This is a genomic window from Bacillus sp. EU63, assembly GCF_038592915.1.
Taxonomy (GTDB): Bacteria; Bacillota; Bacilli; order Bacillales; family Bacillaceae; genus Bacillus; species Bacillus velezensis.
On record NZ_CP151944.1, the window covers coordinates 3,236,523 to 3,261,161 of the forward strand.

Annotated in this window: 26 protein-coding genes and 1 pseudogene; 8 read left to right on the forward strand and 19 right to left on the reverse strand. The window is 47.9% G+C overall.

The features are described 5' to 3' along the window. Positions 1–261: 261 nt before the first annotated feature. Complete coding sequence (locus NYE38_RS16220; RefSeq protein ID WP_003151813.1) at positions 262–939, forward strand: response regulator transcription factor; 678 nt, start codon at positions 262–264, stop codon at positions 937–939. Continuing rightward, positions 936–2,291: a HAMP domain-containing sensor histidine kinase gene (locus tag NYE38_RS16225; protein ID WP_340802011.1), complete on the forward strand. Its 1,356-nt coding sequence runs from the start codon at positions 936–938 to the stop codon at positions 2,289–2,291. The genes NYE38_RS16220 and NYE38_RS16225 overlap by 4 nt, the downstream gene beginning before the upstream one ends. 27 nt (positions 2,292–2,318) lie before the next feature. Here NYE38_RS16225 and spxO read toward each other — a convergent pair whose 3' ends face one another. Next, positions 2,319–2,483 carry an anti-adapter protein SpxO gene (gene spxO / locus NYE38_RS16230; RefSeq protein WP_007410067.1) on the reverse strand — a complete coding sequence of 55 codons (165 nt, stop codon included), beginning with the start codon at positions 2,481–2,483 and terminating at the stop codon, positions 2,319–2,321. 178 nt (positions 2,484–2,661) lie between these two features. Here spxO and NYE38_RS16235 point away from each other — a divergent pair, with 178 nt between their 5' ends. Continuing rightward, positions 2,662–3,537 carry a TetR/AcrR family transcriptional regulator gene (locus NYE38_RS16235; RefSeq protein WP_014305782.1) on the forward strand — a complete coding sequence of 292 codons (876 nt, stop codon included), beginning with the start codon at positions 2,662–2,664 and terminating at the stop codon, positions 3,535–3,537. A 36-nt stretch (positions 3,538–3,573) separates the two neighbouring features. Here the strand turns inward: NYE38_RS16235 and fumC are convergent, their stop codons facing one another. Together fumC and NYE38_RS16245 are read right to left on the reverse strand one after the other, a co-directional pair. Then, positions 3,574–4,962, reverse strand: a complete 1,389-nt coding sequence (gene fumC / locus NYE38_RS16240) for a class II fumarate hydratase (protein WP_007410064.1) — start codon at positions 4,960–4,962, stop codon at positions 3,574–3,576. A 67-nt stretch (positions 4,963–5,029) separates the two neighbouring features. Further along, positions 5,030–5,215 (reverse strand): YvzF family protein, encoded by a 186-nt coding sequence (locus tag NYE38_RS16245; protein WP_003151806.1) that lies wholly within the window; start codon positions 5,213–5,215, stop codon positions 5,030–5,032. Between the two features lie 116 nt (positions 5,216–5,331). On the opposite strand from NYE38_RS16245, the gene NYE38_RS16250 reads away from it, so the two are divergent. The 3 genes from NYE38_RS16250 to NYE38_RS16260 are packed head-to-tail and all read left to right on the forward strand — an operon-like array spanning position 5,332 to position 8,958. Continuing rightward, positions 5,332–6,774 (forward strand): spore germination protein, encoded by a 1,443-nt coding sequence (locus NYE38_RS16250; RefSeq protein ID WP_340802008.1) that lies wholly within the window; start codon positions 5,332–5,334, stop codon positions 6,772–6,774. After that, the gene (locus NYE38_RS16255) at positions 6,749–7,849 is read left to right on the forward strand and encodes a spore germination protein (protein WP_025649264.1); all 1,101 of its coding nucleotides are present in this window, start codon (positions 6,749–6,751) and stop codon (positions 7,847–7,849) included. Before NYE38_RS16250 ends, NYE38_RS16255 begins: the two co-directional genes overlap by 26 nt. Further along, complete coding sequence (locus NYE38_RS16260) at positions 7,846–8,958, forward strand: Ger(x)C family spore germination protein (protein WP_071181983.1); 1,113 nt, start codon at positions 7,846–7,848, stop codon at positions 8,956–8,958. The genes NYE38_RS16255 and NYE38_RS16260 overlap by 4 nt, the downstream gene beginning before the upstream one ends. A gap of 41 nt (positions 8,959–8,999) precedes the next feature. On the opposite strand, the gene NYE38_RS16265 is transcribed toward NYE38_RS16260, so the two are convergent. From NYE38_RS16265 to NYE38_RS16315, 11 genes are all read right to left on the reverse strand, one after another. After that, positions 9,000–9,632: a response regulator transcription factor gene (locus NYE38_RS16265; RefSeq protein WP_017418943.1), complete on the reverse strand. Its 633-nt coding sequence runs from the start codon at positions 9,630–9,632 to the stop codon at positions 9,000–9,002. Beyond that, entirely contained in the window at positions 9,610–10,692 is a 1,083-nt protein-coding gene (liaS, locus tag NYE38_RS16270) for a two-component system sensor histidine kinase LiaS (RefSeq protein WP_003151796.1), read from the reverse strand. Before liaS ends, NYE38_RS16265 begins: the two co-directional genes overlap by 23 nt. After that, positions 10,689–11,420, reverse strand: a complete 732-nt coding sequence (liaF, locus tag NYE38_RS16275; RefSeq protein ID WP_003151794.1) for a cell wall-active antibiotics response protein LiaF — start codon at positions 11,418–11,420, stop codon at positions 10,689–10,691. The genes liaS and liaF overlap by 4 nt, the downstream gene beginning before the upstream one ends. Before the next feature lie 26 nt (positions 11,421–11,446). After that, entirely contained in the window at positions 11,447–12,316 is an 870-nt protein-coding gene (locus NYE38_RS16280) for a DUF4097 domain-containing protein (protein WP_110085272.1), read from the reverse strand. 105 nt (positions 12,317–12,421) lie between these two features. Further along, the gene (locus NYE38_RS16285) at positions 12,422–13,099 is read right to left on the reverse strand and encodes a PspA/IM30 family protein (protein WP_007410057.1); all 678 of its coding nucleotides are present in this window, start codon (positions 13,097–13,099) and stop codon (positions 12,422–12,424) included. Positions 13,100–13,112: 13 nt separating this feature from the next. Beyond that, on the reverse strand, positions 13,113–13,493 hold the full coding sequence (locus NYE38_RS16290; RefSeq protein WP_007410056.1) for a protein liaI: 381 nt from the start codon (positions 13,491–13,493) through the stop codon (positions 13,113–13,115). Between the two features lie 166 nt (positions 13,494–13,659). Continuing rightward, a complete protein-coding gene (locus NYE38_RS16295) occupies positions 13,660–14,928 on the reverse strand; it encodes an MFS transporter (protein ID WP_014418851.1) in 1,269 nt (422 codons plus the stop codon). 164 nt (positions 14,929–15,092) lie between these two features. Then, positions 15,093–15,662 carry a cob(I)yrinic acid a,c-diamide adenosyltransferase gene (locus NYE38_RS16300; RefSeq protein WP_017418941.1) on the reverse strand — a complete coding sequence of 190 codons (570 nt, stop codon included), beginning with the start codon at positions 15,660–15,662 and terminating at the stop codon, positions 15,093–15,095. Beyond that, on the reverse strand, positions 15,659–16,885 hold the full coding sequence (locus NYE38_RS16305; RefSeq protein ID WP_017418940.1) for an ATP-binding cassette domain-containing protein: 1,227 nt from the start codon (positions 16,883–16,885) through the stop codon (positions 15,659–15,661). The genes NYE38_RS16300 and NYE38_RS16305 overlap by 4 nt, the downstream gene beginning before the upstream one ends. Further along, positions 16,882–17,928, reverse strand: coding sequence for an iron ABC transporter permease (locus NYE38_RS16310; protein ID WP_017418939.1), 1,047 nt, complete (start codon positions 17,926–17,928; stop codon positions 16,882–16,884). Before NYE38_RS16310 ends, NYE38_RS16305 begins: the two co-directional genes overlap by 4 nt. After that, complete coding sequence (locus tag NYE38_RS16315) at positions 17,891–18,835, reverse strand: ABC transporter substrate-binding protein (protein WP_017418938.1); 945 nt, start codon at positions 18,833–18,835, stop codon at positions 17,891–17,893. The genes NYE38_RS16310 and NYE38_RS16315 overlap by 38 nt, the downstream gene beginning before the upstream one ends. A gap of 187 nt (positions 18,836–19,022) precedes the next feature. Here NYE38_RS16315 and NYE38_RS16320 point away from each other — a divergent pair, with 187 nt between their 5' ends. Further along, positions 19,023–19,814 carry an SDR family oxidoreductase gene (locus NYE38_RS16320; RefSeq protein WP_017418937.1) on the forward strand — a complete coding sequence of 264 codons (792 nt, stop codon included), beginning with the start codon at positions 19,023–19,025 and terminating at the stop codon, positions 19,812–19,814. Between the two features lie 50 nt (positions 19,815–19,864). On the opposite strand, the gene NYE38_RS16325 is transcribed toward NYE38_RS16320, so the two are convergent. The 5 genes and pseudogenes from NYE38_RS16325 to NYE38_RS16345 all read right to left on the reverse strand — a co-directional run bounded on the left by NYE38_RS16325 (position 19,865) and on the right by NYE38_RS16345 (position 24,206). Beyond that, positions 19,865–20,743, reverse strand: coding sequence for an SMP-30/gluconolactonase/LRE family protein (locus NYE38_RS16325; RefSeq protein ID WP_063637066.1), 879 nt, complete (start codon positions 20,741–20,743; stop codon positions 19,865–19,867). A 63-nt stretch (positions 20,744–20,806) separates the two neighbouring features. After that, complete coding sequence (locus NYE38_RS16330) at positions 20,807–22,549, reverse strand: HAMP domain-containing sensor histidine kinase (RefSeq protein WP_012118418.1); 1,743 nt, start codon at positions 22,547–22,549, stop codon at positions 20,807–20,809. Beyond that, on the reverse strand, positions 22,546–23,265 hold the full coding sequence (locus NYE38_RS16335; protein ID WP_003151779.1) for a response regulator transcription factor: 720 nt from the start codon (positions 23,263–23,265) through the stop codon (positions 22,546–22,548). The genes NYE38_RS16330 and NYE38_RS16335 overlap by 4 nt, the downstream gene beginning before the upstream one ends. A gap of 172 nt (positions 23,266–23,437) precedes the next feature. After that, positions 23,438–23,673: pseudogene (gene rsoA / locus NYE38_RS16340) on the reverse strand (sigma-O factor regulator RsoA). Then, a complete protein-coding gene (locus tag NYE38_RS16345; RefSeq protein ID WP_088056565.1) occupies positions 23,670–24,206 on the reverse strand; it encodes a sigma-70 family RNA polymerase sigma factor in 537 nt (178 codons plus the stop codon). Before NYE38_RS16345 ends, rsoA begins: the two are co-directional and overlap by 4 nt. A gap of 241 nt (positions 24,207–24,447) precedes the next feature. On the opposite strand from NYE38_RS16345, the gene NYE38_RS16350 reads away from it, so the two are divergent. After that, complete coding sequence (locus NYE38_RS16350; RefSeq protein ID WP_003151774.1) at positions 24,448–24,603, forward strand: YvrJ family protein; 156 nt, start codon at positions 24,448–24,450, stop codon at positions 24,601–24,603. The last annotated feature ends 36 nt before the right edge of the window (positions 24,604–24,639 follow it).

Here is a 24,639-nt window from a genome sequence, read left to right on the forward strand (position 1 = left end):
TTCAGCATGTTTTCATTCTATCGATTACATATTCATCGCATGTACAAGTTCTATTGTCCCAATAATAAGGAGAAAAGCAAAGCTCCAAAACAAAATGTGTTTGAACATGTTATCTTCCCCGCTTTTTTTCTTCCTTTCTTCCCTTATACACATCATAAACAAACATTGTGGGATAAAAATGAAAAGAATATGTGAAATTATGAAAATGCGGCTTGAGTGTGTTAAAACTAGTATAATGACGTTGAAAGGATGTGAAATGCCTTGTCATACACCATTTATCTAGTTGAAGATGAGGATAACCTGAATGAACTGCTCACAAAATATTTAGAGAATGAAGGCTGGAACATTACATCTTTCACAAAAGGCGAAGATGCCAGAAAGCAGATGCAGCCGTCTCCCCACTTGTGGATTCTTGACATCATGCTTCCGGATACGGACGGCTATACATTGATAAAAGAAATAAAAGAAAAAGATCCCGATGTGCCGGTTATTTTCATTTCCGCGCGGGATGCGGATATTGACAGAGTCCTCGGATTGGAGCTCGGAAGCAATGATTATATCGCCAAGCCCTTTTTGCCGAGAGAACTTATTATACGGGTCCAGAAGCTGCTGGAGCTCGTGTATAAAGAACAGCCCGCCGCAAAGAAAACCGGCATCACCGTTTCTTCCTACAATGTGATCGAAGATGCCCGAGAGGTTTATGATGAAACCGGCAGCCTGGTCAATTTGACGTCTAAGGAATTTGATCTGCTGCTTTTATTTCTTCACCATAAAGGACACCCCTTTTCCAGGGAAGATATTCTGCTGAAAATATGGGGCCATGATTATTTCGGCACTGACCGGGTGGTCGATGATCTTGTGCGGAGGCTGCGGAAAAAAATGCCGGAGTTAAAGGTTGAGACCATTTACGGATTCGGCTACAGGATGATGACGTCATGAAAAATAAGCCGCTTGCTTTTCAAATATGGGTGGTCATCTCAGGCATCCTCTTAGCCATTTCGATTCTGCTGCTCGTGTTGTTCTCAAATACGCTGCGTAATTTTTTCACGGATGAAACGTATACGACCATTGAAAATGAACAGCATGTACTGACGGAGTACCGGCTGCCCGGATCGATCGAGCGGGGATATTACAGCGAGGATGCGACCGCTCCGACGACTTTCCGATCCGTTCAGCACGTTCTTCTGCCGGAACGGGAGGAATCGGCCAGTGACAAAGACTTGAACTACTTTTCTTCTTCCTTTATCCATAAAGTGTACAAGCTCGCGGGCCGCCAGCACAGCGTCACGAAACGATACAGCGCGGACATCAGCGGTGAAAAAGTATTTTTCGTCATTAAAAAAGGCCTCACCATTAACGGCCAGGATGCGATGATGCTGTCTTACGCCCTTGATTCCTATCGTGATGATCTGGCATTCACCCTGTTCAAGCAGCTGCTCTTTATCATTGCCGGCGTGATTTTGTTAAGCTGGATTCCGGCGATTTGGCTTGCCAAATATCTCTCGCGCCCGCTCGTTTCCTTAGAGAAGCATGTCAAACGGATTTCAAAACAGGATTGGGATGATCCGGTCATCGTCGACAGGAAAGACGAAATCGGAAAATTAGGCCATACCATTGAAGACATGCGGAGCAAGCTGGTGCAAAAGGATGAAACGGAAAGAACACTCCTGCAAAATATCTCTCATGATTTAAAAACGCCTGTTATGGTGATAAGGGGCTATAATCAATCAATAAAGGACGGGATTTTTCCTAAGGGGGATCTGGAAACCACAATTGATGTCATTGAAGGCGAAGCAGAAAAACTTGAGAAGAAAATTAAGGATTTATTATATTTAACGAAGCTTGATTATTTAATGAAGCAGCGGGTGCACCATGAGACATTTGACATTGTGAAGGTCACGGAAGAAGTCATTGAACGGCTCAAATGGGCCCGGAAGGAATTATCGTGGACCGTTGAAACAGAAGATGCATTAATGATGCCCGGTGATCCGGAACAATGGAGCAAACTTCTTGAAAACATTCTCGAAAATCAAATCCGCTATGCAGAAACGGCGATTCACATTCGGATCAGCCAAAATCAGCAGCAGATTGTCATGACGGTTAAAAATGACGGGCCTCCGATTGAGGATGAGATGCTATCCAGCTTGTACGAGCCTTTTAATAAAGGGAAGAAAGGCGAGTTCGGCATAGGACTCAGCATCGTAAAACGGATTTTAACCCTGCATAAAGCATCAATTTCAATTGAAAATGGCCAATCGGGTGTAATCTACCGAATTATCGTACCAAAGTAGACTGTAGTGTTTCATTGCAGTCTTTTTTTATGTGAAGGAGTAGCCGTTAAAATCTCTGTAGTTTGTTTTCAGCGGTTTTTGGCATTGATGAACCCATTTCTTTTCACAAATTGTCTTTTTCGGATATTTCACCTTTTCGACTTTAATTCCTCTGTTTCGCAAGCGGCTGATCATTTCATCTAATTCTTTCATTTTCAGATTCACCCTTTCGCCAGAACTTTGACCATTCGGTCAGCTCACTTTATAATATAAATAAAACAAAACAAAAAAACAAGTTACAATCAGGTTAAATTTACGGAATATCAATATGACCATATAGTCATACATAAGAAGCACAAGCCAGCCTCCTGGCTCCGAAAGGGTGGAACCATTGAAGGAAAAAGAAAAGCTGATCATTGAAGCAGCAATTAAACTGTTTGCCCGAAAAGGGTACAAATCTACATCGGTTCAGGAAATCGCCGATGAATGCAAAATCTCAAAAGGCGCTTTTTATCTATACTTTCCTTCCAAAGAAGCACTGCTTCTATCCATGCTGAATTACTACTATGATAAAACGTTTACCCGAATCACGACGATCCAAACGGAGGGTGACAGTCCGAGAGCCGCTTATCAAAAACAGCTTGCGGTGTTTTACGAATCGATTCTCGCCCATCAGGATTTTATTACCATGCAGATGAAAGACGGTTCACTTCCTTATACCGAAGAAGCGGCGCAGTGCGGAAAGAGAATCCGCCGGTCGATCCTGCAGTTTCATATCGACAGTCTTCTTGCTATTTACGGAGAAAAAGCTGAACCATACACAGCCGAGCTTTGTTTTTTAATAGAAGGAATCAGTCAGATGTATCTTGAATATCTCATTCTGACCGGCCGGTCCGTACAGCCTTCGCTTTTGGCAAATACCGTGATTCACAGAATTGATGACATCGTAAACGGAATGGCGGACAGACATGATGAAGCGTTTATTTCTCTTGATGAGGCAAGCTCACTGTTTGGGCCCCTTCATAACGGGCAGCCCGATCCTTTAAGCCAATCGATCTTGCAGACCCTCCGCACGCGTATCGGCACGATGGACAAGGCGCAAGCATCTGAATTCACCGAGAGCTTGGATATTCTGGAAGCGGAAATGAAGAAAAAGTCGCCGAAACCGGCAATCATCAAAGGAATGATTTTGAATTTGAAGGAATCCGACCTGCTGGCTGAAGATGCAGAACAGCTCAGATTTTTACTGAAACAGCAGTTTATTTAGAAGAACGGCCGCAATGACTGCAGCCGTTCTTTCTTTTTATGCTTTCGGGTGCACCATATCTTCCGGACGCACCATTTCATTAAATTGTTCTTCTGTCAGAAGGTTCAGCTGTAATGCCGCTTCTTTCAGCGTCAGGCCTTCTTTGTGGGCAAGCTTGGCGATTTTCGCGGCGTTTTCATAACCGATGTGCGGGTTAAGCGCCGTAACAAGCATTAATGAGTTAGAGAGATTTTCCTGAATCGTCTCTTGGTTCGGCTCAATACCGACAGCGCATTTGTCATGGAAGGAATTCATTCCGTCACTGAGCAGCTGCACGGTCTGCAGGAAGTTATAAATAATAACCGGTTTGAAGACATTCAGCTCGAAGTTTCCTTGGCTGGCCGCAAATCCGATTGTCGCGTCATTTCCCATCACTTGCGCGGCGATCATTGTCAGCGCCTCACTTTGCGTCGGGTTGACTTTGCCCGGCATGATAGAGCTTCCCGGCTCATTTTCAGGAATGACGATTTCGCCGATTCCGCAGCGCGGGCCGCTGGCCAGCCATCTGACATCGTTGGCAATCTTCATCAAGTCGGCAGCCAATGCTTTTAACGCGCCGTGAACGTGAGTGATTTCATCATGGCTTGTCAGCGCATGGAATTTGTTAGGCGAACTCTTGAATGTCTGCCCCGTTACTTTTGTGATTTCTTCCGCGACGAATTCACCGAACTGCGGATGGGCGTTGATTCCCGTGCCGACTGCCGTGCCTCCGATGGCAAGCGCGCGGATTTTTTCCGTTGACTCAAGAATCATTTCTTTCGAACGGTCAAGCATGTATACCCAGCCGCTGATTTCCTGTCCGAGCGTCAGCGGAGTGGCGTCCTGCAAATGCGTGCGTCCGATTTTCACAATATCCTGATAAGCTTTCGCTTTTTCATCAAGCGTCGCGCGCAGCTGATCAAGCGCCGGAACGAGCTGCTCATATACGGCAAGAACCGCCGCAACGTGCATCGCCGTCGGGAATGTATCGTTTGAGCTTTGGCTGCGGTTAACGTCATCATTCGGATGAATCTTCAGCTCGGAATTTTTTTCTTTCAATAAAGCAGTCGCGCGGTTGGCCACCACTTCATTCATGTTCATGTTGCTTTGCGTGCCGCTTCCCGTCTGCCAGACAACGAGCGGAAAATTATCGTCGTATTTGCCGTTTAAAACATCGTCACATACAGCGGCAATCGCCTGTGCTTTTTCAGACTCTAAGTTGCCGAGGCGTTCGTTGGCGATCGCTGTGCTTCTTTTCAATATTGCAAACGCCTTCACAACACGCTGAGGCATTTTTTCTGAACCGATTTTGAAGTTCTCTTTGCTGCGCTGTGTCTGAGCGCCCCAAAATTTATCTGCCGGAACTTTAACTTCTCCCATGGTGTCTTTTTCAATTCTGTAGTCCATTTATGTATCCCTCCATAACAGTTGCTTCACCCTGAGTATTATTCGCCAGTAACAGATGAAACCCTTTTTATTTTTCGGCCTTGGCCGTTTTTAATTTCAGCTCAAGATAGACGCGCGAATCCTTTGAGTATTTATACTTCGGATTTGTTTTACGGTATTCTTTCGACGTGTAAGCCACTTCGTAATGCGCTTCAAATGATTTGATGAGCTGTTCAATTTCTTCGGCATTTCCTGCCAGTCTGACTTGTGCCACATCTCTCCTCCGCTTTCATAAAAAAACTTGTACCATTAAATACTTTATCATAGTATATCATTTTTTTAACAGGAAAAGATAACCTCAATTAAGGATTGGAAGGCGGGTGACTGTCGATGGCGCAATCGGAATTCAAGGAATACATACACGTTAATCTGGCACTGGTGCTTCCCCACGTAGAGCAGAATGATGACCTGGTTCAAAATAAAAAGATGCTTCCGAACGGGCTTGTTTTTTATTATATGTATCTGAGTGAAATGAACGACGAAGACAAAATAAAAGAGGCGATGGAAACGCTGCTTCGGGAGGAAGACACTCTGACGCTGGATACGGTGACGAAACGTCTTGATAAGATCGACGCCCGCCCCGTCTTTACGTCGAAGGAAGCAGTCATCTCCATTCTGCGTGGAAAATGCGCCGTGTTTATTAACGGACTTGACAGCGTTTACATTTTGTCCACGGGAAAAAGAGAAAAAAGAAGCGTGAATGAACCCACATCCGAAAAGGTCGTAAGAGGTCCGAAAATCGCCTTCATAGAAGATTCTGATACAAACGTCGCCATGATCAGGCAGCGCACGAACCATCCGAAGCTGAAAACGAAAAAGGTTCCGATCGGAGAAAATAAGTTAAAATACGCCACGGTCATGTACATAGATGATAAGGCGGACCCGTCTGTCGTCAGCGATGTTGTAAAGCGCCTCAGCGAAGTGAAGATGGACGACATCCAGGATTCCGGAACGCTTGAGGAGCTTATTGAGGATAATAAGTATTCGCCCTTTCCGCAAATACAAAATACGGAACGGCCTGATAAAGTCTCTTCCGCCTTGTTCAACGGCCGCGTCGCCATCCTTGTCGACAATTCGTCGTTTGCGCTGGTGGTCCCGGCTTCTTTAGGAATTTTAATGCAGTCTCCCGATGATTATTATGAACGGTGGATTTCCGCCTCGCTCATCCGGGTGCTGCGGTTTACGTCTATTTTTATTACGCTGTTTTTTTCGTCCATTTATATCGCCCTCGTTTCGTTTCACCAAGGGCTGCTGCCGACGTCGCTTGCAGTCACCATCGCGGCGAACAGAGAAAACGTTCCCTTCCCGCCTATTATTGAAGCGATGGTGATGGAAATTACGATCGAGCTGCTGAGGGAAGCGGGCTTGAGGCTTCCCAGCCCGCTCGGCCAGACGATCGGATTGGTGGGCGGAGTCGTCATCGGCCAGGCGGCCGTTGAAGCGAATATTGTCAGCTCCATCATGGTCATCGTGGTCAGCATTGTCGCGCTCGCTTCATTTACGGTGCCGCAGTACGGGATGGGTCTGTCGTTCCGTGTGCTCCGTTTTATTTCGATGTTTACCGCGGCAGCTTTCGGGCTGTACGGCATGATTTTATTTATGCTGGCGATCTACACTCATTTATCGAGACAGCGAAGCTTCGGTTCTCCGTATTTCTCGCCGAATGGATTTTTCAGCTTAAAAAACGCAAACGACTCTATTCTCCGTCTCCCTATTAAAAATCAACCAAAAGAGGCGAAAAACATAAATGAGCCAGAAAACAACTCACAATAAGCTTACAAGCTATCAAGGGACAGCATTGATTGCAAACACGATGCTCGGCGCGGGGCTTCTCACCATGCCGCGGGCGCTGTCATCCAGGGCAAATTCGCCGGACGGCTGGATCGCGTTATGTCTGGAAGGCGTCATCTTTATCTTTTTGATTTATCTCAATACGCTCATTATGAAAAAGCATCAGTACGGATCATTATTTGATTATATGAATGAAGGACTCGGCAAATGGGCGGGAAATATCGTCAATCTGATGATCTGTCTCTATTTTATAGGAGTCGCCAGCTTCGAAGCCCGGGCGATGGCGGAAATGGTCAAGTTCTTTTTATTGGAAAGAACGCCCGTGCCGGTCACGCTGTTTATCTTTATTGCCTGTTCCGTTTATTTAATTATCGGCGGCATGAGCGATATCGGCAGGCTCTTTCCTTTCTATTTAACGATTACGATTATTATTTTGCTGGTGGTGTTTTCTTTCAGCTTTAAAATATTTGATATCGACAACCTGCGGCCGGTGCTCGGACAGGGGTTTTCTCCCGTTATGGCCTCCTTGACCGTCGTTTCTGTTTCCTTTTTGGGGATTGAGATTATGCTGTTTCTCCCCGAGTACCTCAAAAATAAAAAGCACACGTTCAGCATGTCGGCCATGGGCTTTGGCATCCCGATTATTTTATACATTATTACCTACGTGCTCGTCGTCGGCGCCTTAACCACCCAGGATGTCAAAACAATGATCTGGCCTACGATCGCGCTCTTTCAATCATTTGAAATCAAAGGGCTTTTTATTGAAAGGTTCGAGTCCTTTTTGCTTGTTGTCTGGATTATCCAATTTTTCGCCACCTATGTATCATACGGATATTTCGCGACATCAGGCCTTCATAAAATTTTCGGGCTGAAGCAGAAAAAGGGCGTCATCTTCGTCGGGATTGCGACATTCTTGGGGTCATTGATGCCAAAGGATGCGAACAAGCTGATGCTGTTCAGTGATATTCTCGGCTATATCTTCTTGGTTTTCTTTTTGCTGCCTTTACTGATATTTGCAGTCGTCGCTGTGAAAAGGAAGGTGAAAAAAGCGCAATGAAGAAATACATCGTAATCATATTTTGCACATTGCTTTTGGCCGGGTGCTGGGACAGCCGCAATTTAGAAGACTTGAGCCTCGTTATCGGGGTCGGGCTCGATAAACCCGAGGAAGAAAATGTAGAAGTGACACAGCAGATTCTGATCCCGCAAAAAGCAAGTTCCCAGCAGTCGTCGTCAGGCGATACGACAAAAGTAACGTCCACTCCCGGGGAAACCGTCCATCAAGCATTAAGAACGGCATCGTTAAAAAATCACCCCGCATTCTCCCAGCACTTGCGTATCATGCTGTTTTCCGAAGCGCTGTTAAAGGATAACATTCCGCTTGACGCATTGATGAACCAATTTATCAGGGACAACGGTACGAGAAGAAGCTGCAATGTGATGACGGTGCCGGATAAAACGAAAGATATTTTCAAAATCAGTGACCAGGGAGAACCTGCGTCAAATACGATCTATGACTTAACGGAGAATAATTCGGTCACCATCCGGATGATGGAGCCCGTGACATTGGGGGAAATATCCGAGAAAATCGCCAAAGGCGAGACCTTTGCCCTTCCTCAAGTGCGCCAAGTGGGCAGCAGACTGGAAATCTGGGGCGCTACTATTATTAAAAATAATTTCTGGTATGCGAATTTAACGCCTTTACAAGTCCAGAATATGAACCTGTTCACAGGCACGGTAAAGGGGGGCGTCACGTTTGCAAAGCATGACAATCATTATTTATCCTTCGAAGTATTTTCCAGCAAATATAATGTGAAAACACAATATAAACACGGAAAATTCAAGTTTATCGTCACCCGGTTTGTTGAAGGCCGTCTGTCTGAGGATTGGAATCCGAAAGAAGATTCCTTCAAGGAGTCCTATATAAATGAAATCAAAAACGCGGTAAAACGCAGCATTCATTCAGATGTCATGGCATTCATTGATTACATGCAGCATGAGTTGAAAGTGGATATTACCGGGTTAGGCGATCAAGTCCGGATTCATTATCCCGATAAATGGAAAAAGATATCCTCGGACTGGGACCATCACTTCAGTGAATCGGATATTGAATACAAAGTCAAAGTCGCCATCAGGGATTTCGGAACAAAGGGAATGTCCCAATGACCCTGTCTTCGGGAGAGTGTGCTGGCGCCGCTCTCCTTTTCTTATGTCACGAGATGATTGCGGTGGGCATATACGGCTGCCTGCGTGCGGTCACTGACATCAAGCTTTGACAATATATTCGTAACGTGGGTTTTTACCGTTTTAATCGTAATGAACAGCTCTTCACCAATCTCTTTATTCGTCTTGCCTTCCGCGACGAGACAGAGGATTTCCAGTTCTCTTTTTGTCAGCGTTTCATGCGGAAGCTGATTCTCTGAATGGCGCAGCCTTGACAGCACTTTTCCCGCCACCTTCGATTCAAGCTTCGGTTCGCCCTTGGCAGCCGCTCTGATGGCTTCGGCTATTTCTGCCGCCTTGGACGTTTTCAGCAAATAGCTGAGCGCTCCCGCTTCGATCACCGGATACACTTTGTCGTCATCAATAAAGCTCGTCAGCACGATGATTTTCGGGTCATTGAGTTTCGCGCAGATCTGTTTTGTCGCTTCGATGCCGTCCATGCCGTCCATGACAAGGTCCATTAAAATCACATCCGGCAAAAGCTCTGCGGCCAGATCGACGCCCTGCTGCCCGTCTGATGCTTCACCGGCGACTTCAATGTCCGGCTGTGCTTCTAAAAATGCGGCCAGACCCATCCTGACCATCTCATGATCATCAATCAGTAACACTCGAATCACTGTCGTTCTCTCCTTTTGTTTTCTGATAAATCGGGACTTTCACGTCGATCTGCGTGCCTTTTCCCTTTACGGAGATAATTTCCGCTATGCCGCCGATTTCACTCGCTCTTTCCTTGATGGAATGCAGGCCGTATGAGGATGCTTTCACTTGATCCATCGTAAAACCCGCCCCGTTATCAATGACTTTAAGCTGCAGCTTTTGATGTTTCGCGCCGAGTCTGACGGTGACCTTGGTCGCCTTTGAATGTCTGAAAACGTTGGAAAGCGCCTCCTGCACGATGCGGAACAGATGGTCTTCAACGCCTTTTGACACACCCGTATCGCTGATGTCCCACTCAATATCCAGTGGCTGCTTCGCTTTGAACTCTTTTAACAGCTCAATCAGCCCTTCTTTTAAGCCTTTTCCTTCTAAAGTGACGGGCCGCAGATGCAATAGCAGCGCTCTCATCTCGTTTTGCGCTTCCCCCGCCATATGTTCAACCATGCGAATCCGTTTGACGATTTTGTCATCCGCATCTTTCACCTGCTCTAAGACGGCGGATGTCATCATAGAAATGGCAAAGAGCTGCTGGCTGACGGCATCGTGCAGATCGCGCGCCAGCCGCTGGCGTTCTTCAGTGATGACCGATTTTTTCATTTGATCCTGCCATTCCGCCCGCTCGTTGGAGAGCTTTTGCAGCGATGTGACTTGGAGCTCGACCCGCTTGGCCATTTCGTTGAGCTGATCTGCCGCCAGACCGATTTCATCATCGCCGAGCGGCGGCACCCGATAAGCAAAATTGCCGTTTTCAAATTTCAAAACCGCTTCAATCAGTGTATCCATTCTTGTTTTCAGGCGGCCTCCGTATACATAACCGGAAATCAATCCGGCCGAAAGAGACGCCAGAAGCAGGATGACCACAAACGGAATACCGAACCAGCCGGAAGAAAACAGCAGCATCGGGTCAAGCCCGTAATACAGCAGCATCAGCGTAATAAACACCGCGCAAAGGAGCAGACTGAGCCCCGCGGTCATCCGCATGGCGCGCCACTGAATATTGGCGAGTAATTTTTTCCTCATAAATACTTCACATCCACATCGCCGATGAATAACGAAATTGAAATTTTAATCCGCCGCGGCGAGTCGCCGTACTCAGACGATACTTTATAAAGATTCGGGCTCATGCCGCTTTTCTTAGAGCCGAGCAGGTTCATATCGCCGATAAAAGCCGATGAACTGACGGACACTTCGATATCCGGCGGGACGTACACATCGACATTGCCGATGACACCGCTGATGGTCATCGTGCTTTCTCCTTCGGGAATCATCGCTTTTGACAAATCAATTTTCACATCGCCGATGAATCCGGAAACATTTAAATCATTCAGCTCAAACGGGTCCTTCATCATCCGCAGCTCGCCGATAAAAAAGCTGCGGAGGTCCGGCTGTCTGCTTTCCGTCTGGGCGGAAGGCTTTGGCTGCTCTTCTTTTTCAAGATTGATTTTCTTCTCTTTATGTTCATACACGCGCTTTCCTTTCAGGAGCCTGTAGCCCGCGTATATGAGAAAGGCGGCGAAGGCATAGCCGAACAGGTTAAAGGTGGCGCTGAACAGGTTTCTCAAAAATAAAAAAGCGGCGAAGATATACAGGACGGAGCCGAGCCAGCCGCGGGAATATTTATTAAAAATATAGCCTGTGATCAGAAAAAAGAGCGGCCAAAACAAGAAGTCGCCGATGCCGATAATACGCAAAAACATGCTGACGCCTAATAAGGCGATGATAAGTCCGAGAATCTGTTTTTTTGCCATCAGCTGCTTGCCCCTCCTTTCCTTGACTATTGCAGTGCAATATTGCCGCTCGTCACTTTTATATCAATCGGCCTGGCGCCGCTGCCCTTCATACCGGTGAATGCCCCGCCGTCCTTACTCGTTTTCTCAAAGGAATAAGACGGCTGAATCCTTCCGCTTGCCGTCTCGGCGTTCACCGTAAAACTTCCGTCTTTCGGCATGCTGATCGCTGCGCTGCCGCTCGCAAGCCTGACGGATACGGGAGCATCCGCCGTCTCAAGCGAGGCGTCGACACTGCCGGAAGCGACCCGCACGTCAAGGGCCCCCGCCACATGTTGAAGCCCGACATGTCCCGAGGATAAGCGGACATCCCCCGTTTTTGCCGCAAGGCCTGCTGCTGTGAGATTGCCCGACAGCCCCTTCGCTTCAAACACATCCGTCTTCACGTGCTTCAGCGACATATTCCCGCTTACAGAACGGACGCCGAGGTGCGCAAGAGACAGCCCCTTGTTTCCGTCAATGGCAATGCTGCCGTTTGATGTATGGACGGTGATGTCCCGATGATAATCATACGGAATGCGGACAATCAGCAGAGGGCGCTGAAAGAGATTCAGAAATTGGAACCCTTTCTCCTTCGCTTTAAGATTGAGGGTCTTTCCCCTGTTTTGGACAAACATTTTCCCCGCCGGTCCCGTCATGTTTGCCGCGATATCATTCCGCGCTTCCGCGATGATTTTCACATCCGTCTGTTCCGATGAAACCGACAGGCTGTTGACGGCACGCGGCGGTATGCTTGCCGATTCCGCTTCTGTTTCGTACAGCGGAAAAAAACGCCCGGCAAACACTTCTTTCACCAAAAACAGACAGCAGATCAGAACGGACGCCGCCATCAGTCCTTTGGCAATCTTACGCTTCATTACGTTCCATCCTTTTTCATTCATTTTATTATAAAGGAAAAGCCGGAGAATTGATACGTGCGTATAGGGAAGAGGCGTAAACGCGCCGATCTTCCCTTGTGCACATTATTCATGAGCCGCTTTTTGACGCTCTGTTTTTTCCAGAGAAAGCGAGCGCATTTTTTCAATCTCAGCTTCCACCTCATCTGAATATTGGGAGCGGCTGTATTCTGTGTTCGCCTCAGCTGAAGTGCCGTATTTGACGCGGACTTCCATTTCTTCAATGCGGCTTTCCATTCGAAGGAACTCTCTGTAGGCGCTTTCGCTGTCAATTTTGTCGAAAGAAGCGTTCATATGTTCCTTCGCATTTGCCGCGTTCGCGCGGGCGATGAGCGCCTGTTTTTTATCCTTTACGTCGCGGAGGCGCGTTTCTAAAGTTTCCAGCTGCTCTTTCAGCTCTGCCAGCTGTGTTTTCGCCTGCTCATACGCTTTTTCATGTTCGGCCGCTTTTCCCTCAAGGTATTTCATTTCAGTCAGCGCCTTTTTCGCTAGCTCCTCTTCCCCGGCGTCAAAAGCAAGCTGAGCCTGGTTTTTCCGTTTTGCCGCCGTTTCGGAGGCGTCTTCCTGTTTTTTCTTAAACTGATGAACGATCGTGTGCTGTTTGACAATCGTTTGTTTCGCCTTGGCGATGTCACTTTCCATATCACGCACATATTGATTCAGCATGACTTTCGGATTTTCTAATTTATCAAGCCCTTCGTTAACAGATGCGACGAACATATTTCTTATTCTTTTTAAGACCATTTTGTCTTCCTCCTTATTTTTTCTTCAGAAATTCTTCCCATTCAGAGTCAAATCCGGATTGATAGCCCGGTGATGCCGCTTCCGGTTCATACTGGCGGGAAGCGGTGTCTGAGCCGCCCTGCTTCATCATCTTCCACCCGAAATACACCATGGCGCCGGCCAGTCCGATCGCAACGATAAATGGAAGAGAACCGACGAGAATCATAGCTCCGATGACGCCCGCGATGATACCCGATACCGCCCGGCCTTTTGAAAAACGTTTGATTCCCCAGTAAAGCATCAGCCCTCCGATCGCCAGCGGGATGATAAATGCGAAATGGCCTCCTCCGAAAAAGACAGAAAGTCCGAACACAATCAGCAGAAAGCCGCCTGCCGTTTTACCATTTATATTCATGCAGATCCTCCTTTCGTTTTCCTTGTCTTTACTATAAACAAATCCCGCGGCCGGCAAAACGAGTCAGAGATTGATTTTCATATCAGACCGGGGTCGTATAAGCCCCCGGACCTTCGCATAAAAAAACGCCGCTGCACCGGACGGCGCAGGGCGTTTTACGAAAAATCTATATTCTGATGCTCGCTTCTTTTTCCCTGATGAGATCTGAGCGTTCGGCTTTGGCCAGCTTCGTAAAGAACAATATTCCGAGACCGGACAGGACTTCAACGAGACCGCCGGCGGCAATGACTTTTCCGGGACCGAAGGCGTTAGCCGCATATCCGCAAAGAACCGCGCCGAGCGGAATGGATATGTTTGAAATCATATGGATGACAGCATAGACTTGCGGCTGGTCATCGTGGTCCACAGACGTCTGAATAATCGTATATTCCGGCACATTAATCGCGCTGACGGCAGATCCGAACGCAAACGCGGCGAGGAAGACGAGCGGCAGAAAAGTGTTGAGGCCGGTAATGAAAAATGCCGCTCCTTCTATGATTCCCGCTGACACAAACAGGAGACCGTATTTGTTCACCTTCACCTTAGCCAAAATAAAACCCATTAAAAAGGCTCCGCCCGTTCCTGTCGCTTTCAAAAGCGAGTAGATGATCGGCGGCATGTTTAAATCTTCGGCGACATAAACGGCAGAGAGCGCCTCCCACGGAGCGGCCGCAAAATTCATGAAGATACAATAGATGGCGAGCGGGTATAAAATCTGGTGTTTCCTGACCAGAACGAAACCCCGTTTGAGCCTTCCGAAATACGTCCCGCGCTGTCTGACGGCGACGGTATCCTGTTTGGCATGCCGGACTTGGTATGACATAAAGAGTACGAGAAAACCTGATAGAAGATAGAATATAAGAGCGATAAACAAAGAATAAGCGGGACTGATAAATGTTAAGAACACCCCGCTCAGCGTAATGGCGGCAAGCCTGACGATCTGGCCTGATGACTGGATGACCGCATTCGCTTTCTGCAGGCTGTTTTCTCTGACAATATTGGGGATTAATGAGATAGATGCAGGATTATAAGCGGCTCCCGTGGCTGAATGCACAATCATGAGAAGCATGACAAACCATAAAGGAGAAAAACCGTTAAAATAACAGATCGGAATAATCAGCACGACCGCCGCGCGCGTGAGGTCGGAGAAATACATCCAGAATTTCAGCGTATGCTGCTTCATAAAAGGCCCGGTAATCGGCGCCAGCATCGCCTCCGGAAGGAACGTGACCGCAATGAGCAGGGACGTGCCGATCGCGCCTTCCCCGTCAAAAATCAAAAACCATAGAATGGAATTAAAGGCAAAACCGTCGCCTGACAATTTAACCAGCCTTGAGATAAACAGAAGGGTGAAATTTTTATTCCAGATGCTCTCGCTCTTATTATATGTATCCATCTATCAAATCCCCCATTATTTTACAATGTTTCTTATAATATCTCATTTTTTAATTTTTCAGTCAATAATTCATAAGATACATTTTCCTCCTGTCAATAAAGGTTCAATTGATGGATATCTCTATAAAAAAACAGCCGGCTTGCTGCTGCCGGCTGAACAAAACATTATTCATCATCACGGAATACCGCGGCGCTTCTTTCATACTCTATATCCTGAACGCCCTGTCTTGCGTTAATCGCTCTTGCCGCCGCGAAAAAATAATCAGACAGGCGGTTCAAGTAACGCATCACCGTATCGTTTATCTCTTCTGTTTTGCCCAGTTTCACGACGAGACGCTCAGCCCGTCTCGTGACGGTCCGCGCGATGTGAAGCTGAGCAGCCGCCTTATGCCCGCCCGGAAGAATAAATTTCTCAAGCGGGGGCGCTTCAGCCGTGTAACGGTCTATGCAGTCTTCCAATGCGGAAATAGATGTCTCTCTTAATGTATAGCTTCTATGTTCAGAAACCGTCGCCAAGTCGCCGCCGCAGTCAAACAGCTCATGCTGAATGTTTCGGAGTTCGGCTTTCACATCACCGCAATTCTCACAATCATCAAGCTCCGCAAGCGCAAGCCCGATAAAGCTGTTCAGCTCATCAATCGTCCCGTAGCTTTCAACCCGCAGATTGTCTTTATCCGTTCTGCCGCCGATCAGGCTTGTCTGTCCTTTATCGCCGGTTTTTGTATACAGCTTCATCGTTGTATTCCTCCTTCTTCCGCCGCTTTTACACATGCCGCGGCTCCTCTTCTGACGGCTCTTTCCGCTTGAGGGACGTCCATCGCCTCTCCTGTCTGCAAGGCACAAATGACAATGTCGCCTTTTGCCTGTCTGCCGGAAAGAGCCTGCATTCTCGCTTCTGCCGCTGCCGTTAACAGCCGTACAAATCCCTGTTCCGATAAACGTCCGCTGATCAGCACCCAAACGGTATGCTGCGCAGTCACGGCAATTGTGACCGAATCAAACGTACGGCAGATCAAACCAGCGGCCGCTGAGCCGGAAAGCCGGCGGCTCCACGAAAATCCCGGGCCGTCAGATGCGGTTGTCAACATTCTGAACGGCCGTTCTGTATGAAGCGTTACGGTATTTCCGCTTTTGTTTATCAAAGAGGCGAACGGAACGTTGACAGGCTCTCCTTCCTTCCACGCTTCCGGCATGAAAGCGATCAGCGGTTTCGGCGACGATTGCTGGGCAACAGCGCTGACAGTGATACCGTAAATGTCTTCAATCGTCTCTTTTTTCAAAGCCTGATCCGGCGTCTGCTTCGGAAAAGCGCGTCCGTCTTTCATCATCAGGAGCTGATCACAATATTGGCCTGCGGCGTTTAGGTCGTGAAAAATACTGATGACCGTCAGGCCTCTTTCTCTCGTCAGCCGCTTCACCGTATCAAGCAGGTCTTTCTGATATTTGAGATCAAGAAAGGTCGTCGGCTCATCCAGACACAGTACCTCCGGCTGCTGAGCCAGCGCCTGCGCCAGATAGACGCGCTGCCGCTCCCCGCCGCTCAGATTGCGGACGGATTGCTGCGCATATCGGTCGATGCCCGTCATTTCCATCGCTTCCCGGACAATGTCTTCATCATGTTGATCCATCTGTCTGAAGAGTCCTTTTTGATACGGGTATCTGCCGAAGGACACTGTTTCCTTAACGGTAAATGTAAAAGCTTGCTCCGTATGCTGCGGCAAAACGGCCATGATTTTCGCAAGCTCCCGCGGCTTGTATCCGCCGACGGGCCTGCCTGCTACGAGCGCCTCGCCTTTTGACGGAGAGAGCATTCCCGTCAGCAATTTCATCAGCGTTGTTTTTCCCGAGCCGTTCGGACCGAGTATGCCGACAAATTCACCTTTTCCGGCGGTAAAACTGACATCTTCTACAATCATCCGGCCTCCGTACCCGCCGGACAGGCTGCTCACTCTGATCATAAGCGGTTCCCTCCATGATGCTGGCGAAGCAGAATCAAGGCAAAAACAGGCGCTCCCGCCAAGGCCGTCATAATGCCGATCGGCAATTCGACAGGTTCAATGACGGTGCGGGAAAACAAATCCGCCAAAATGAGAAACCCGGCGCCCGTCAATGCTGACAGCGGCAGTAAATGGCGATGATCCGTCCCCCACAAAAGCCGTGTCACGTGGGGAATGACAAGGCCGACAAACCCGATCGTCCCCGAGACGGCAACCGCGCCTCCCGTCAGCAGAGATCCGGCGGCGATCATCAGCAGTTTTCTTTTTCCTGTACTGACGCCTAACAGCCTTGCCTTTTCTTCTCCATAAGTCATAATGTTTAATTCTCTGCCATTGATAAGCAGAAGCGCCGTCCCGGCCAGAAAAAAAGGCAGAAACAGCGCGACATAGCCCCAGCCCCTCATTGACACGCTTCCCAACAGCCAGCGGACAATCGGGAGCAGATCATTTCCCGTTAAAGCAATCACAAGCGAAATGAGAGCCCCGAGAAAAGAATTCATGATAATGCCTGTCAAAATGAGCGTCGAAACCGACATCGACGCATGAACGAGGCGGCTGAAAAACAGAACCGCCGCCATAACCGCAATGGCAGCGGCGATGCTGACAACCGGAAGTGTGAACCGGCCGATGACGGGAATCTGAATGCCGAAAAACAAGGTGATAACAGCTCCCGCCGAGGCTCCCGAAGATACCCCGAGTGTATAAGGATCGGCGAGCGGATTTTTCAGAAGTCCCTGAAACGCCGCCCCCGCAATGGATAACGCGGCTCCGACAAGAGCGGCCAGAACGACTCTCGGCAGGCGGATATTGATCATAATATTTACATTCATGGGATCGACAGAGGATGTCCGGCCGATCCCGATCCAAAAAACGTCGGATAAAGGAATATGCAGACTGCCGATTGAAATGCCGAGTGCCGTACAAACGGCTAAAAACAGCAGGCTGACCGTGTAGGCCAGCGGGCGGTTACTTTTTAAACGTTTCAGGATAAACGCTTTCTGCAAGCTTCTCGACCCCTTTGACAAGGCGCGGGCCTGAGCGTGTGACAAGGTCAGGATCAACAGAATAGACATTGTGGTGTTTGACCGCATTGACGGCACCCCAGCCGGCGCGTTTTTCCACTTCAGCGGCCTTTACGCCGTCTGTCGTAATGATGACGTCCGGATTCATTTTGACAATCGCTTCATCCGTCAGCTGCACCCAGCCGGTCTGGCTGCCGGCGGCGTTTTTCGCATGTATATCTTCAAGCATTTCGTTCATAAACGTGCCTTTCCCCGTCGTGTAACCGTCAGGAGACACTTCGACGAATACTTTCTTTTCGTCTTTTTCAGAAATGGCCGCCGCTTTCTTTTCTATGCCGGAAAGATCGGATTTCATCGATTGGATCAGCTGATCCGCCTGCTTTTCTTTGCCGGCCGCTTTTCCGATCATGCTGATTGATTTGTACACATCTTGGAACGATTGCGCATCATTGACCGTTAAGACGGTGATGCCCGCATCTTTCAGCTGCTTCATCGCATCGGCGGAAGCGGACATAGAGGACGCGTGGGCAAGCACGAGATCCGGCTTCAGCGCGATGACTTTTTCAGCGTTCACATTCATATCTCCGACTTTCGGTTTTTTTACGGCTTCTTTCGGATATGTATCATTTGTCGTGACGCCTGCGACCTTATCTCCCAGTCCGAGCGCGTATGTAATTTCCGTATTACTCGGCATGAGGGAAACGATTTTTTCCGGTGCCTGCTTTATGGTTACTTTTTCGTTCGCGGCATCCTTAATGGTTACCGGGAATGCTTCGGTTGAGACGGCTTTTTGTTTGGCCGCGCTTCCTTCTCCCTGTGCGCCGGAACAGCCGGCGATCACAAAGGCGGTGACCAAGAGCGCCGCCCAGACGGCAGTGATCTTCTTCATTCTTTTAACTCCCCCTGATTATGGTAAACGATTGTCTCTTTGACATTCGTATCCTTTTTTCGCAGTAATTATACTATAAGTCTTTAAGGCTTGTATATCCGCCCTTTTTGCATGAAAGCAAATTGTTCGTACACACTAAAATTCATCATGTATACTGTTACACAATGGTGTAAAAAGGAGGATTATCATGGAATTACAGCTTGAACGAAAGCTCGTGTTGATTACAGGATCAACTTCAGGGATCGGAAAAGCCGCGGCAAAAAGCTTTTTAGCCGAAGGCGCCGAGGTGATTGTAAACGGAAGAAAAAAAGAAACTGTGGAACGGACGGTTGAGGAGCTTTCCGCTTACGGAACGGTTCACGGCATCGCTGCGGATTTATCGCGTCAGGATGAGGCGGATGACTTGATCAAGCGCGCCGGCGGAATCGGGGAAGTCGATGTTCTCGTCAATAATCTCGGTTTTTTTGAAGTAAAGGACTTCGCTGAGGTGTCTGATGATGAATGGACTCGGTATTTTGAAGTGAATGTTATGAGCGCCGTGCGCCTGTGCCGGCGTTTTCTGCCGCAAATGCTTGAAAGAAACAGCGGACGGATTTTGAACATCTCCAGTGAAGCCGGTGTCAAACCGCTTGCGCAAATGATTCCGTATTCAATGACGAAAACGGCGTTAATCAGCTTGTCCCGGGGAATGGCTGAAATGACGAAAGGCACAAATGTCACGGTCAACTCCGTGCTGCCGGGACCGACATGGACCGAAGGCGTCGCTTCTTACATGGAAGGAGCCGCAAAGGCTGCCGGAGAAGACACGGACAGCTTCGTCCGGGATTATTTTAAAGTGAATGAACCGACATCATTGATTCAGCGCTATGCAACCCCGGAAGAAGTCGCCAATACGATTGTATTTCTCGCTTCATCAGCGGCTTCTGCCATTAACGGCACCGCACAGCGGGTTGAAGGCGGCATCATCCGCTCCATTTAACACAAAAAAGCCCGGCACAATGGGAACTTCCCCATATGCCAGGGCTTTTTTTACATCATGCCTGCAAACGGAACCGGCTCCCAGCCGCCCGTCTCAAGCTCTGCTGAAAACAGGCCGCCCGCATGCGGCTGCTCAAGTCTTTCGGCTTCCGTCAATTTTTCCGTCGCGGTCGTAATGTATAACGTGTTCAAGTCTCTGCCTCCGAACGCGCAGCAGGTGACGTATTTCGCCGGAACTTCGATAGATGCAATTTCCTTATGCAAAAACGGGTCAATCCGGACGGCACGGCCGCCTCCGAACAGAGCCACCCACAGCATTCCGTCACGGTCAATGGTCATTCCGTCGGGAGATCCTTGCGACTCCGGAAAGCGGTAGACCGTTTTCGGATCTGATACGGCTCCGGTTTCAGGATCATATGAATAACAGACGATTTCCTGCGTCGGAGTATCGATATAGTACATCAGGTTTCGGTCCCGATCCCAATCCAAACCGTTCGAGGTGGAGACCTGGTCTTTTATTTTGGCAAGGCTGCCGTCCGTATTCAGACGGTACAGCGAAGCCTCCTCTTCTTTGCCTTCCATGCTCGTCGTTCCCGCCCATAATCTGCCGGACGGGTCGCATTTTGCGTCATTGAAACGGATATCTTCCCGCATGTCTCTCGGCTGCTTCATCTTCGTCAATGTATCTTCCCGAAGATTGTACAGGTAAAAACCGTCTTTCATCGTCATCACCAGCTCTTCCTTTGAATACAAGGCCAGAGCCGTGACAAATGATTTGAATTTAACGGAACGGTTGATTCCGTCAGCCGGAGTGAAGATATGGAGCTGGCTGCCCAGTATATCCACCCAGTACAGGCATTGCTTGTCCTTGTCCCATAAAGGGCCTTCTCCGATTACCGCTCTCGTATCTGCTCGTAATGCTGCTTCCATGTGTGAACACCTCTTTTGCTTGTCAGTCTTCTATTGTTATTCCCGACAAAGCGGCGTCCAAACTCAATCTTTTTTAAAAAGAATCGTAATCACCGTTCCGGCGCTGATTCTGCTGTTGACATGGATGGTTCCGTTATGAAGATGAACCAGCTCCTTGGCAATGGCGAGCCCGAGTCCCGTTCCTTCTGACGGGCCTTTCGTATTCGTTCCCCGGTAATAACGGTTAAACAGCTGGTGAATCGTTTCGTCGTCCATTCCTCTTCCGTTATCTTTCACCTTCAGGATGAGCTGTTCGGCTGATTCCTCAAGCACGACCCGAATGGCGGTCCCTTTCTTATTATGCTTAACCGCGTTTGCCAGCAGATTCTCCAGAATACGGCGGAACCACGCTTCATCAATGGCGAAAAGAATGTCTTCCTTTTTGGTTTCAAAGGCGATGTCATAGCCTTCCGAGAACGTGTTTTTCGTGAAATCGTTCGTGACGTTTCTGATAAACGGCACGACGTTGATCAGCCGCCGTTCGATCGGGAGGGCCGCGTTTTTGAGGCGGTATGTTAAGTTTAAGTCCTCAATCAGCTTGGACATATATTCTGATTTTTCCCGGACGATCTGCCCCATTTCTTTGACTTCTTCCGGGGTCCAGTCGTATTGCTTCGATTCAAGCATCATGCTGTAGCCGTAAATCGTGCTCAGCGGGGTTTTTAAGTCATGGCTCAGCCCGGCGATCCATTCTTCCCTTGTCGCCTGGATTTTTTCTCTGTTTTTCTTATCCCGCTTCAGCGTGTCGGTCAGCTGATCCATCGATTCGAAAATCTCGGCGAAAAAGCGGAACGGCTGCTTTGTTTTGCCTTTTTTGTTTTTGCTGACCGGCTGTCCTTTGCGGTTCTTCGGCTCTTCAAGCCGGCCCTTTGATAAATTGACGAGCCATTTGATGGTATGAAACAGCGGCCAGCCGAAACGGAAAGAGTACCAGATGGTCAGGATGCAGATCATAAATACCAGGATTCCGATCAAGAGGAAGAGGGTTTTCATCACATTTCTCAAAAATGATTTGTTAAACTCGTGATCGGGGATGTACACGGGGTTCGGCACCGACGCGACCATCCATTTCGTTTTATCGAGTCTTTTAAAAGAAATTTCCCGTTTGTAATTCCACGGCTTGGAACTGTATTTCAGCAATTCAAGCTCATTGACGGTGTTCCGTTCTTTTTTCGTGCTGTTGATATCCCCGAGCAGTCTGCCGCTGTCTTCGAGAAGGTAGACCGCCCCTTTTTCCCGTTTAATATAATCAATCGTGCTTTTTTTATATTGAGAAAGGGAAGCGAGGGATGGCTCCTGTGATTCGATGTAAGTGAGAAGCTGCTCACTGGCGGATTTCCAGCCGAACAGAATCAAATAGGTCTCATCATTTATCGTGACCGTCCAGTAATTCAGCTTGTAGTTGTCAAAATTCCGGTACTGATAAATGGATAAGAGGTCTTTTCTGCTGTAATGGCTCGGGACGTCTTTCGGCACTCTGTACGCATAGTCCGTTTTTTCATTGTCATTAATGATCTGCAGCCAGCCCTTCTGCTTTCTGACCGACATCTTTAAAAACTCATCGACATCCCATGTGCCGTCTTCATTTTTATCAAGCCATGCTTCAAACGAGTCCGCCGTCGCTTTGGTCAGTCCCGCATTGGCTTCCGCTTCGCTGAAACGCCAATCCAAATAGAAGAAAGAAGCGACGGCCAAAACGGACATCAGCAGGATGACAAGCAGCAGCTGTCCGAAAAAGTGGAGCAGAAATTTTCCGCGCATTCTCATGAGCGGGTTCCTTTTTCTCCTTGATCGGGAATAAACCGATAACCGAGGCCGCGCACCGTTACAATATAGGACGGATTGCTGGGGTCTTTTTCAATCTTTTCTCTGAGCTTGCGGATATGCACCATGACGGTGTTGTTGTCGCCGTAAGACGGATATCCCCATACTTTTTCATAGATCTGATCTTTTGAGAGCACCACATCAGGGTGTTCACAGAAATATTGAAGCAGCTGCAGAAGCTGTGCGGAGCAGCTGACGGGCTCGCCCCCGACGATCAGCTCGGCGTTTTGCGGTGAATAGGAAAAATGGCTGTATGAATACGTCTTTACCGCCGTTTTCTCTTCGCGCTTATAGGTTCTCTTTAACGTCGCCCTGATCCGCGCCGCCAATTCGAGCGGATTAAACGGCTTTGTTATATAATCGTCAGCTCCCAATGCAAATCCTGACAGCTTATCCGCATCAGAAGAACGGGCAGTCAGAAAAAAGATCGGAGCGTCGGTATAGTTCCGGATTTCGGTGCATGCTTCAAAACCGGACATGCCTTCCATCATCACATCCAGCACGAGCAGATCCGCGGTTTCATGTTTAACAAACTCGATCGCTTCCTCAGCGCTTCCGGCTGTCTTAATGTTGTGATAGCCTTCTTTGACGAGAACGCGTTTGACCATATCAACGATCGCCTTCTCATCGTCTACAATTAAAATTGACGCATTTTCCACTTGGACGTTCCTTTCTCTTTGTTTTTTTCATCATATCATTATATGGATAAGATTTGGTACTTTTTTAGTGCGGAGGTCTTGCGGGGAAACAGAAAAGAAAAACGAGACCGGACATCTCTTCTCGTTTTTCTCACGTTGTCAGAGCGGAATATCCATCATTCCGCCGCTTTTGTCAGGAGCTTTCATTTATAAGATGAAGAATAAATTCCCAAAAACCCGGCACGTCCTGGCATAACAGCATGTCCGCTTTTTCAACTATTTTAATCTTCAATTCTTGTTCAAGATCTTCTCTTTCCTGGTATGATGTATTGCTCAGTTTTTTTTTATCATTGGCGAAAAACGCGAAATCAAAAGTTCCATTTCGTCGGTATCTGTGTTCTCTTTGCTGAAGTCAAATGGCCCGTTCACTGCTTATTTTCCCCCTTTTTTTGCTTGTCCAGATGCTTTCTGAGATTATCGAGCCCTTTTTTATGAATATTAGAAATGTTCTGCCGTGATTCACCCAGCGACTCGGCAATCTCCTTCATCGTCGCTCCGTGAAGATAAATATTCGTCAGCACGCTTTTTTGCTTATCGGTTAACGTCTGAAGCGCTTCGTATAAATCACGGTTTTGGACATGCTGGCTCAAATCCCCCTGCTTCCGCAGAAACTCTTCATACGCGTCTTTTCCCATTTCATAGGGAAGCGCTTCACCTCCCTCCGGCTGATCCACCGTCAGCGGATAGCGCTTCTGATTTTTACGGATGCGCTTGTCAAAATCGATTGAGAAAATCCGGATCATAGAGTTCATATATTTGATGATCCGGATTTCCTTATAAAACTGTTTAAAATGGTCGTCCAATGATTTTGCATCCTTCTCGTCTGAATGTTCCAGCACATTTTTAAATTTCTCGTAATGCTTTGGGTCACTTAAAAAATGTTTAACGATCGGATGTTTCATAATTTCCTTGCATTTTGACCGTAAAAGAACTTGATAGTCCATAAAACCGCCCCCTATTTAAATTAAATGAAAGAAAGCAAAAAAAAGTAAACTACTCCTTTCCGACTAAGATTCCGCATTCCTTATGTCCCGGATTTGCCGGAACAAAAAAAGACCCTCAACCGGGATATCAGGTTTACAGGAGCCGCTCTTTCTTTCACTTATATACATGACTGCAGGTCAAGTCAGGAGGTGGCTGGTGATGGATCAGGTTTTTATAGAAGAAGCGGTCAGACAGATCGGCAATCTCGGCTTTCCGGCTCTGATTGCCATGTATCTTCTCACACGGTTTGAGAAGAAGTTTGACGCCCTGATCGAACTGATGACGGAACTGAAAGAGCAGAAAATGAAAAATTAATTTTCACACGAAGTTGACTTTTCATCGGAACGCATC

Bases quoted from the DNA above. Each gene is read 5' to 3' on its own strand.
- NYE38_RS16325 (WP_063637066.1), bottom strand. From the start codon at position 20,743: ATGGAAGCAGCATTACGAGCAGATACGAGAGCGGTAATCGGAGAAGGC.
- liaS (WP_003151796.1), bottom strand. From the start codon at position 10,692: ATGAGGAAAAAATTACTCGCCAATATTCAGTGGCGCGCCATGCGGATG.
- NYE38_RS16300 (WP_017418941.1), bottom strand. From the start codon at position 15,662: ATGAAGCTGTATACAAAAACCGGCGATAAAGGACAGACAAGCCTGATC.
- NYE38_RS16250 (WP_340802008.1), top strand. From the start codon at position 5,332: ATGGCGCAATCGGAATTCAAGGAATACATACACGTTAATCTGGCACTG.
- NYE38_RS16305 (WP_017418940.1), bottom strand. From the start codon at position 16,885: ATGATCAGAGTGAGCAGCCTGTCCGGCGGGTACGGAGGCCGGATGATT.
- NYE38_RS16255 (WP_025649264.1), top strand. From the start codon at position 6,749: ATGAGCCAGAAAACAACTCACAATAAGCTTACAAGCTATCAAGGGACA.
- NYE38_RS16350 (WP_003151774.1), top strand. From the start codon at position 24,448: ATGGATCAGGTTTTTATAGAAGAAGCGGTCAGACAGATCGGCAATCTC.
- fumC (WP_007410064.1), bottom strand. From the start codon at position 4,962: ATGGACTACAGAATTGAAAAAGACACCATGGGAGAAGTTAAAGTTCCG.
- NYE38_RS16280 (WP_110085272.1), bottom strand. From the start codon at position 12,316: ATGAAGCGTAAGATTGCCAAAGGACTGATGGCGGCGTCCGTTCTGATC.
- NYE38_RS16345 (WP_088056565.1), bottom strand. From the start codon at position 24,206: ATGAAACATCCGATCGTTAAACATTTTTTAAGTGACCCAAAGCATTAC.
- NYE38_RS16260 (WP_071181983.1), top strand. From the start codon at position 7,846: ATGAAGAAATACATCGTAATCATATTTTGCACATTGCTTTTGGCCGGG.
- liaF (WP_003151794.1), bottom strand. From the start codon at position 11,420: ATGGCAAAAAAACAGATTCTCGGACTTATCATCGCCTTATTAGGCGTC.
- spxO (WP_007410067.1), bottom strand. From the start codon at position 2,483: ATGAAAGAATTAGATGAAATGATCAGCCGCTTGCGAAACAGAGGAATT.
- NYE38_RS16320 (WP_017418937.1), top strand. From the start codon at position 19,023: ATGGAATTACAGCTTGAACGAAAGCTCGTGTTGATTACAGGATCAACT.
- NYE38_RS16315 (WP_017418938.1), bottom strand. From the start codon at position 18,835: ATGAAGAAGATCACTGCCGTCTGGGCGGCGCTCTTGGTCACCGCCTTT.
- NYE38_RS16285 (WP_007410057.1), bottom strand. From the start codon at position 13,099: ATGGTCTTAAAAAGAATAAGAAATATGTTCGTCGCATCTGTTAACGAA.
- NYE38_RS16290 (WP_007410056.1), bottom strand. From the start codon at position 13,493: ATGAATATAAATGGTAAAACGGCAGGCGGCTTTCTGCTGATTGTGTTC.
- NYE38_RS16295 (WP_014418851.1), bottom strand. From the start codon at position 14,928: ATGGATACATATAATAAGAGCGAGAGCATCTGGAATAAAAATTTCACC.
- NYE38_RS16330 (WP_012118418.1), bottom strand. From the start codon at position 22,549: ATGAGAATGCGCGGAAAATTTCTGCTCCACTTTTTCGGACAGCTGCTG.
- NYE38_RS16225 (WP_340802011.1), top strand. From the start codon at position 936: ATGAAAAATAAGCCGCTTGCTTTTCAAATATGGGTGGTCATCTCAGGC.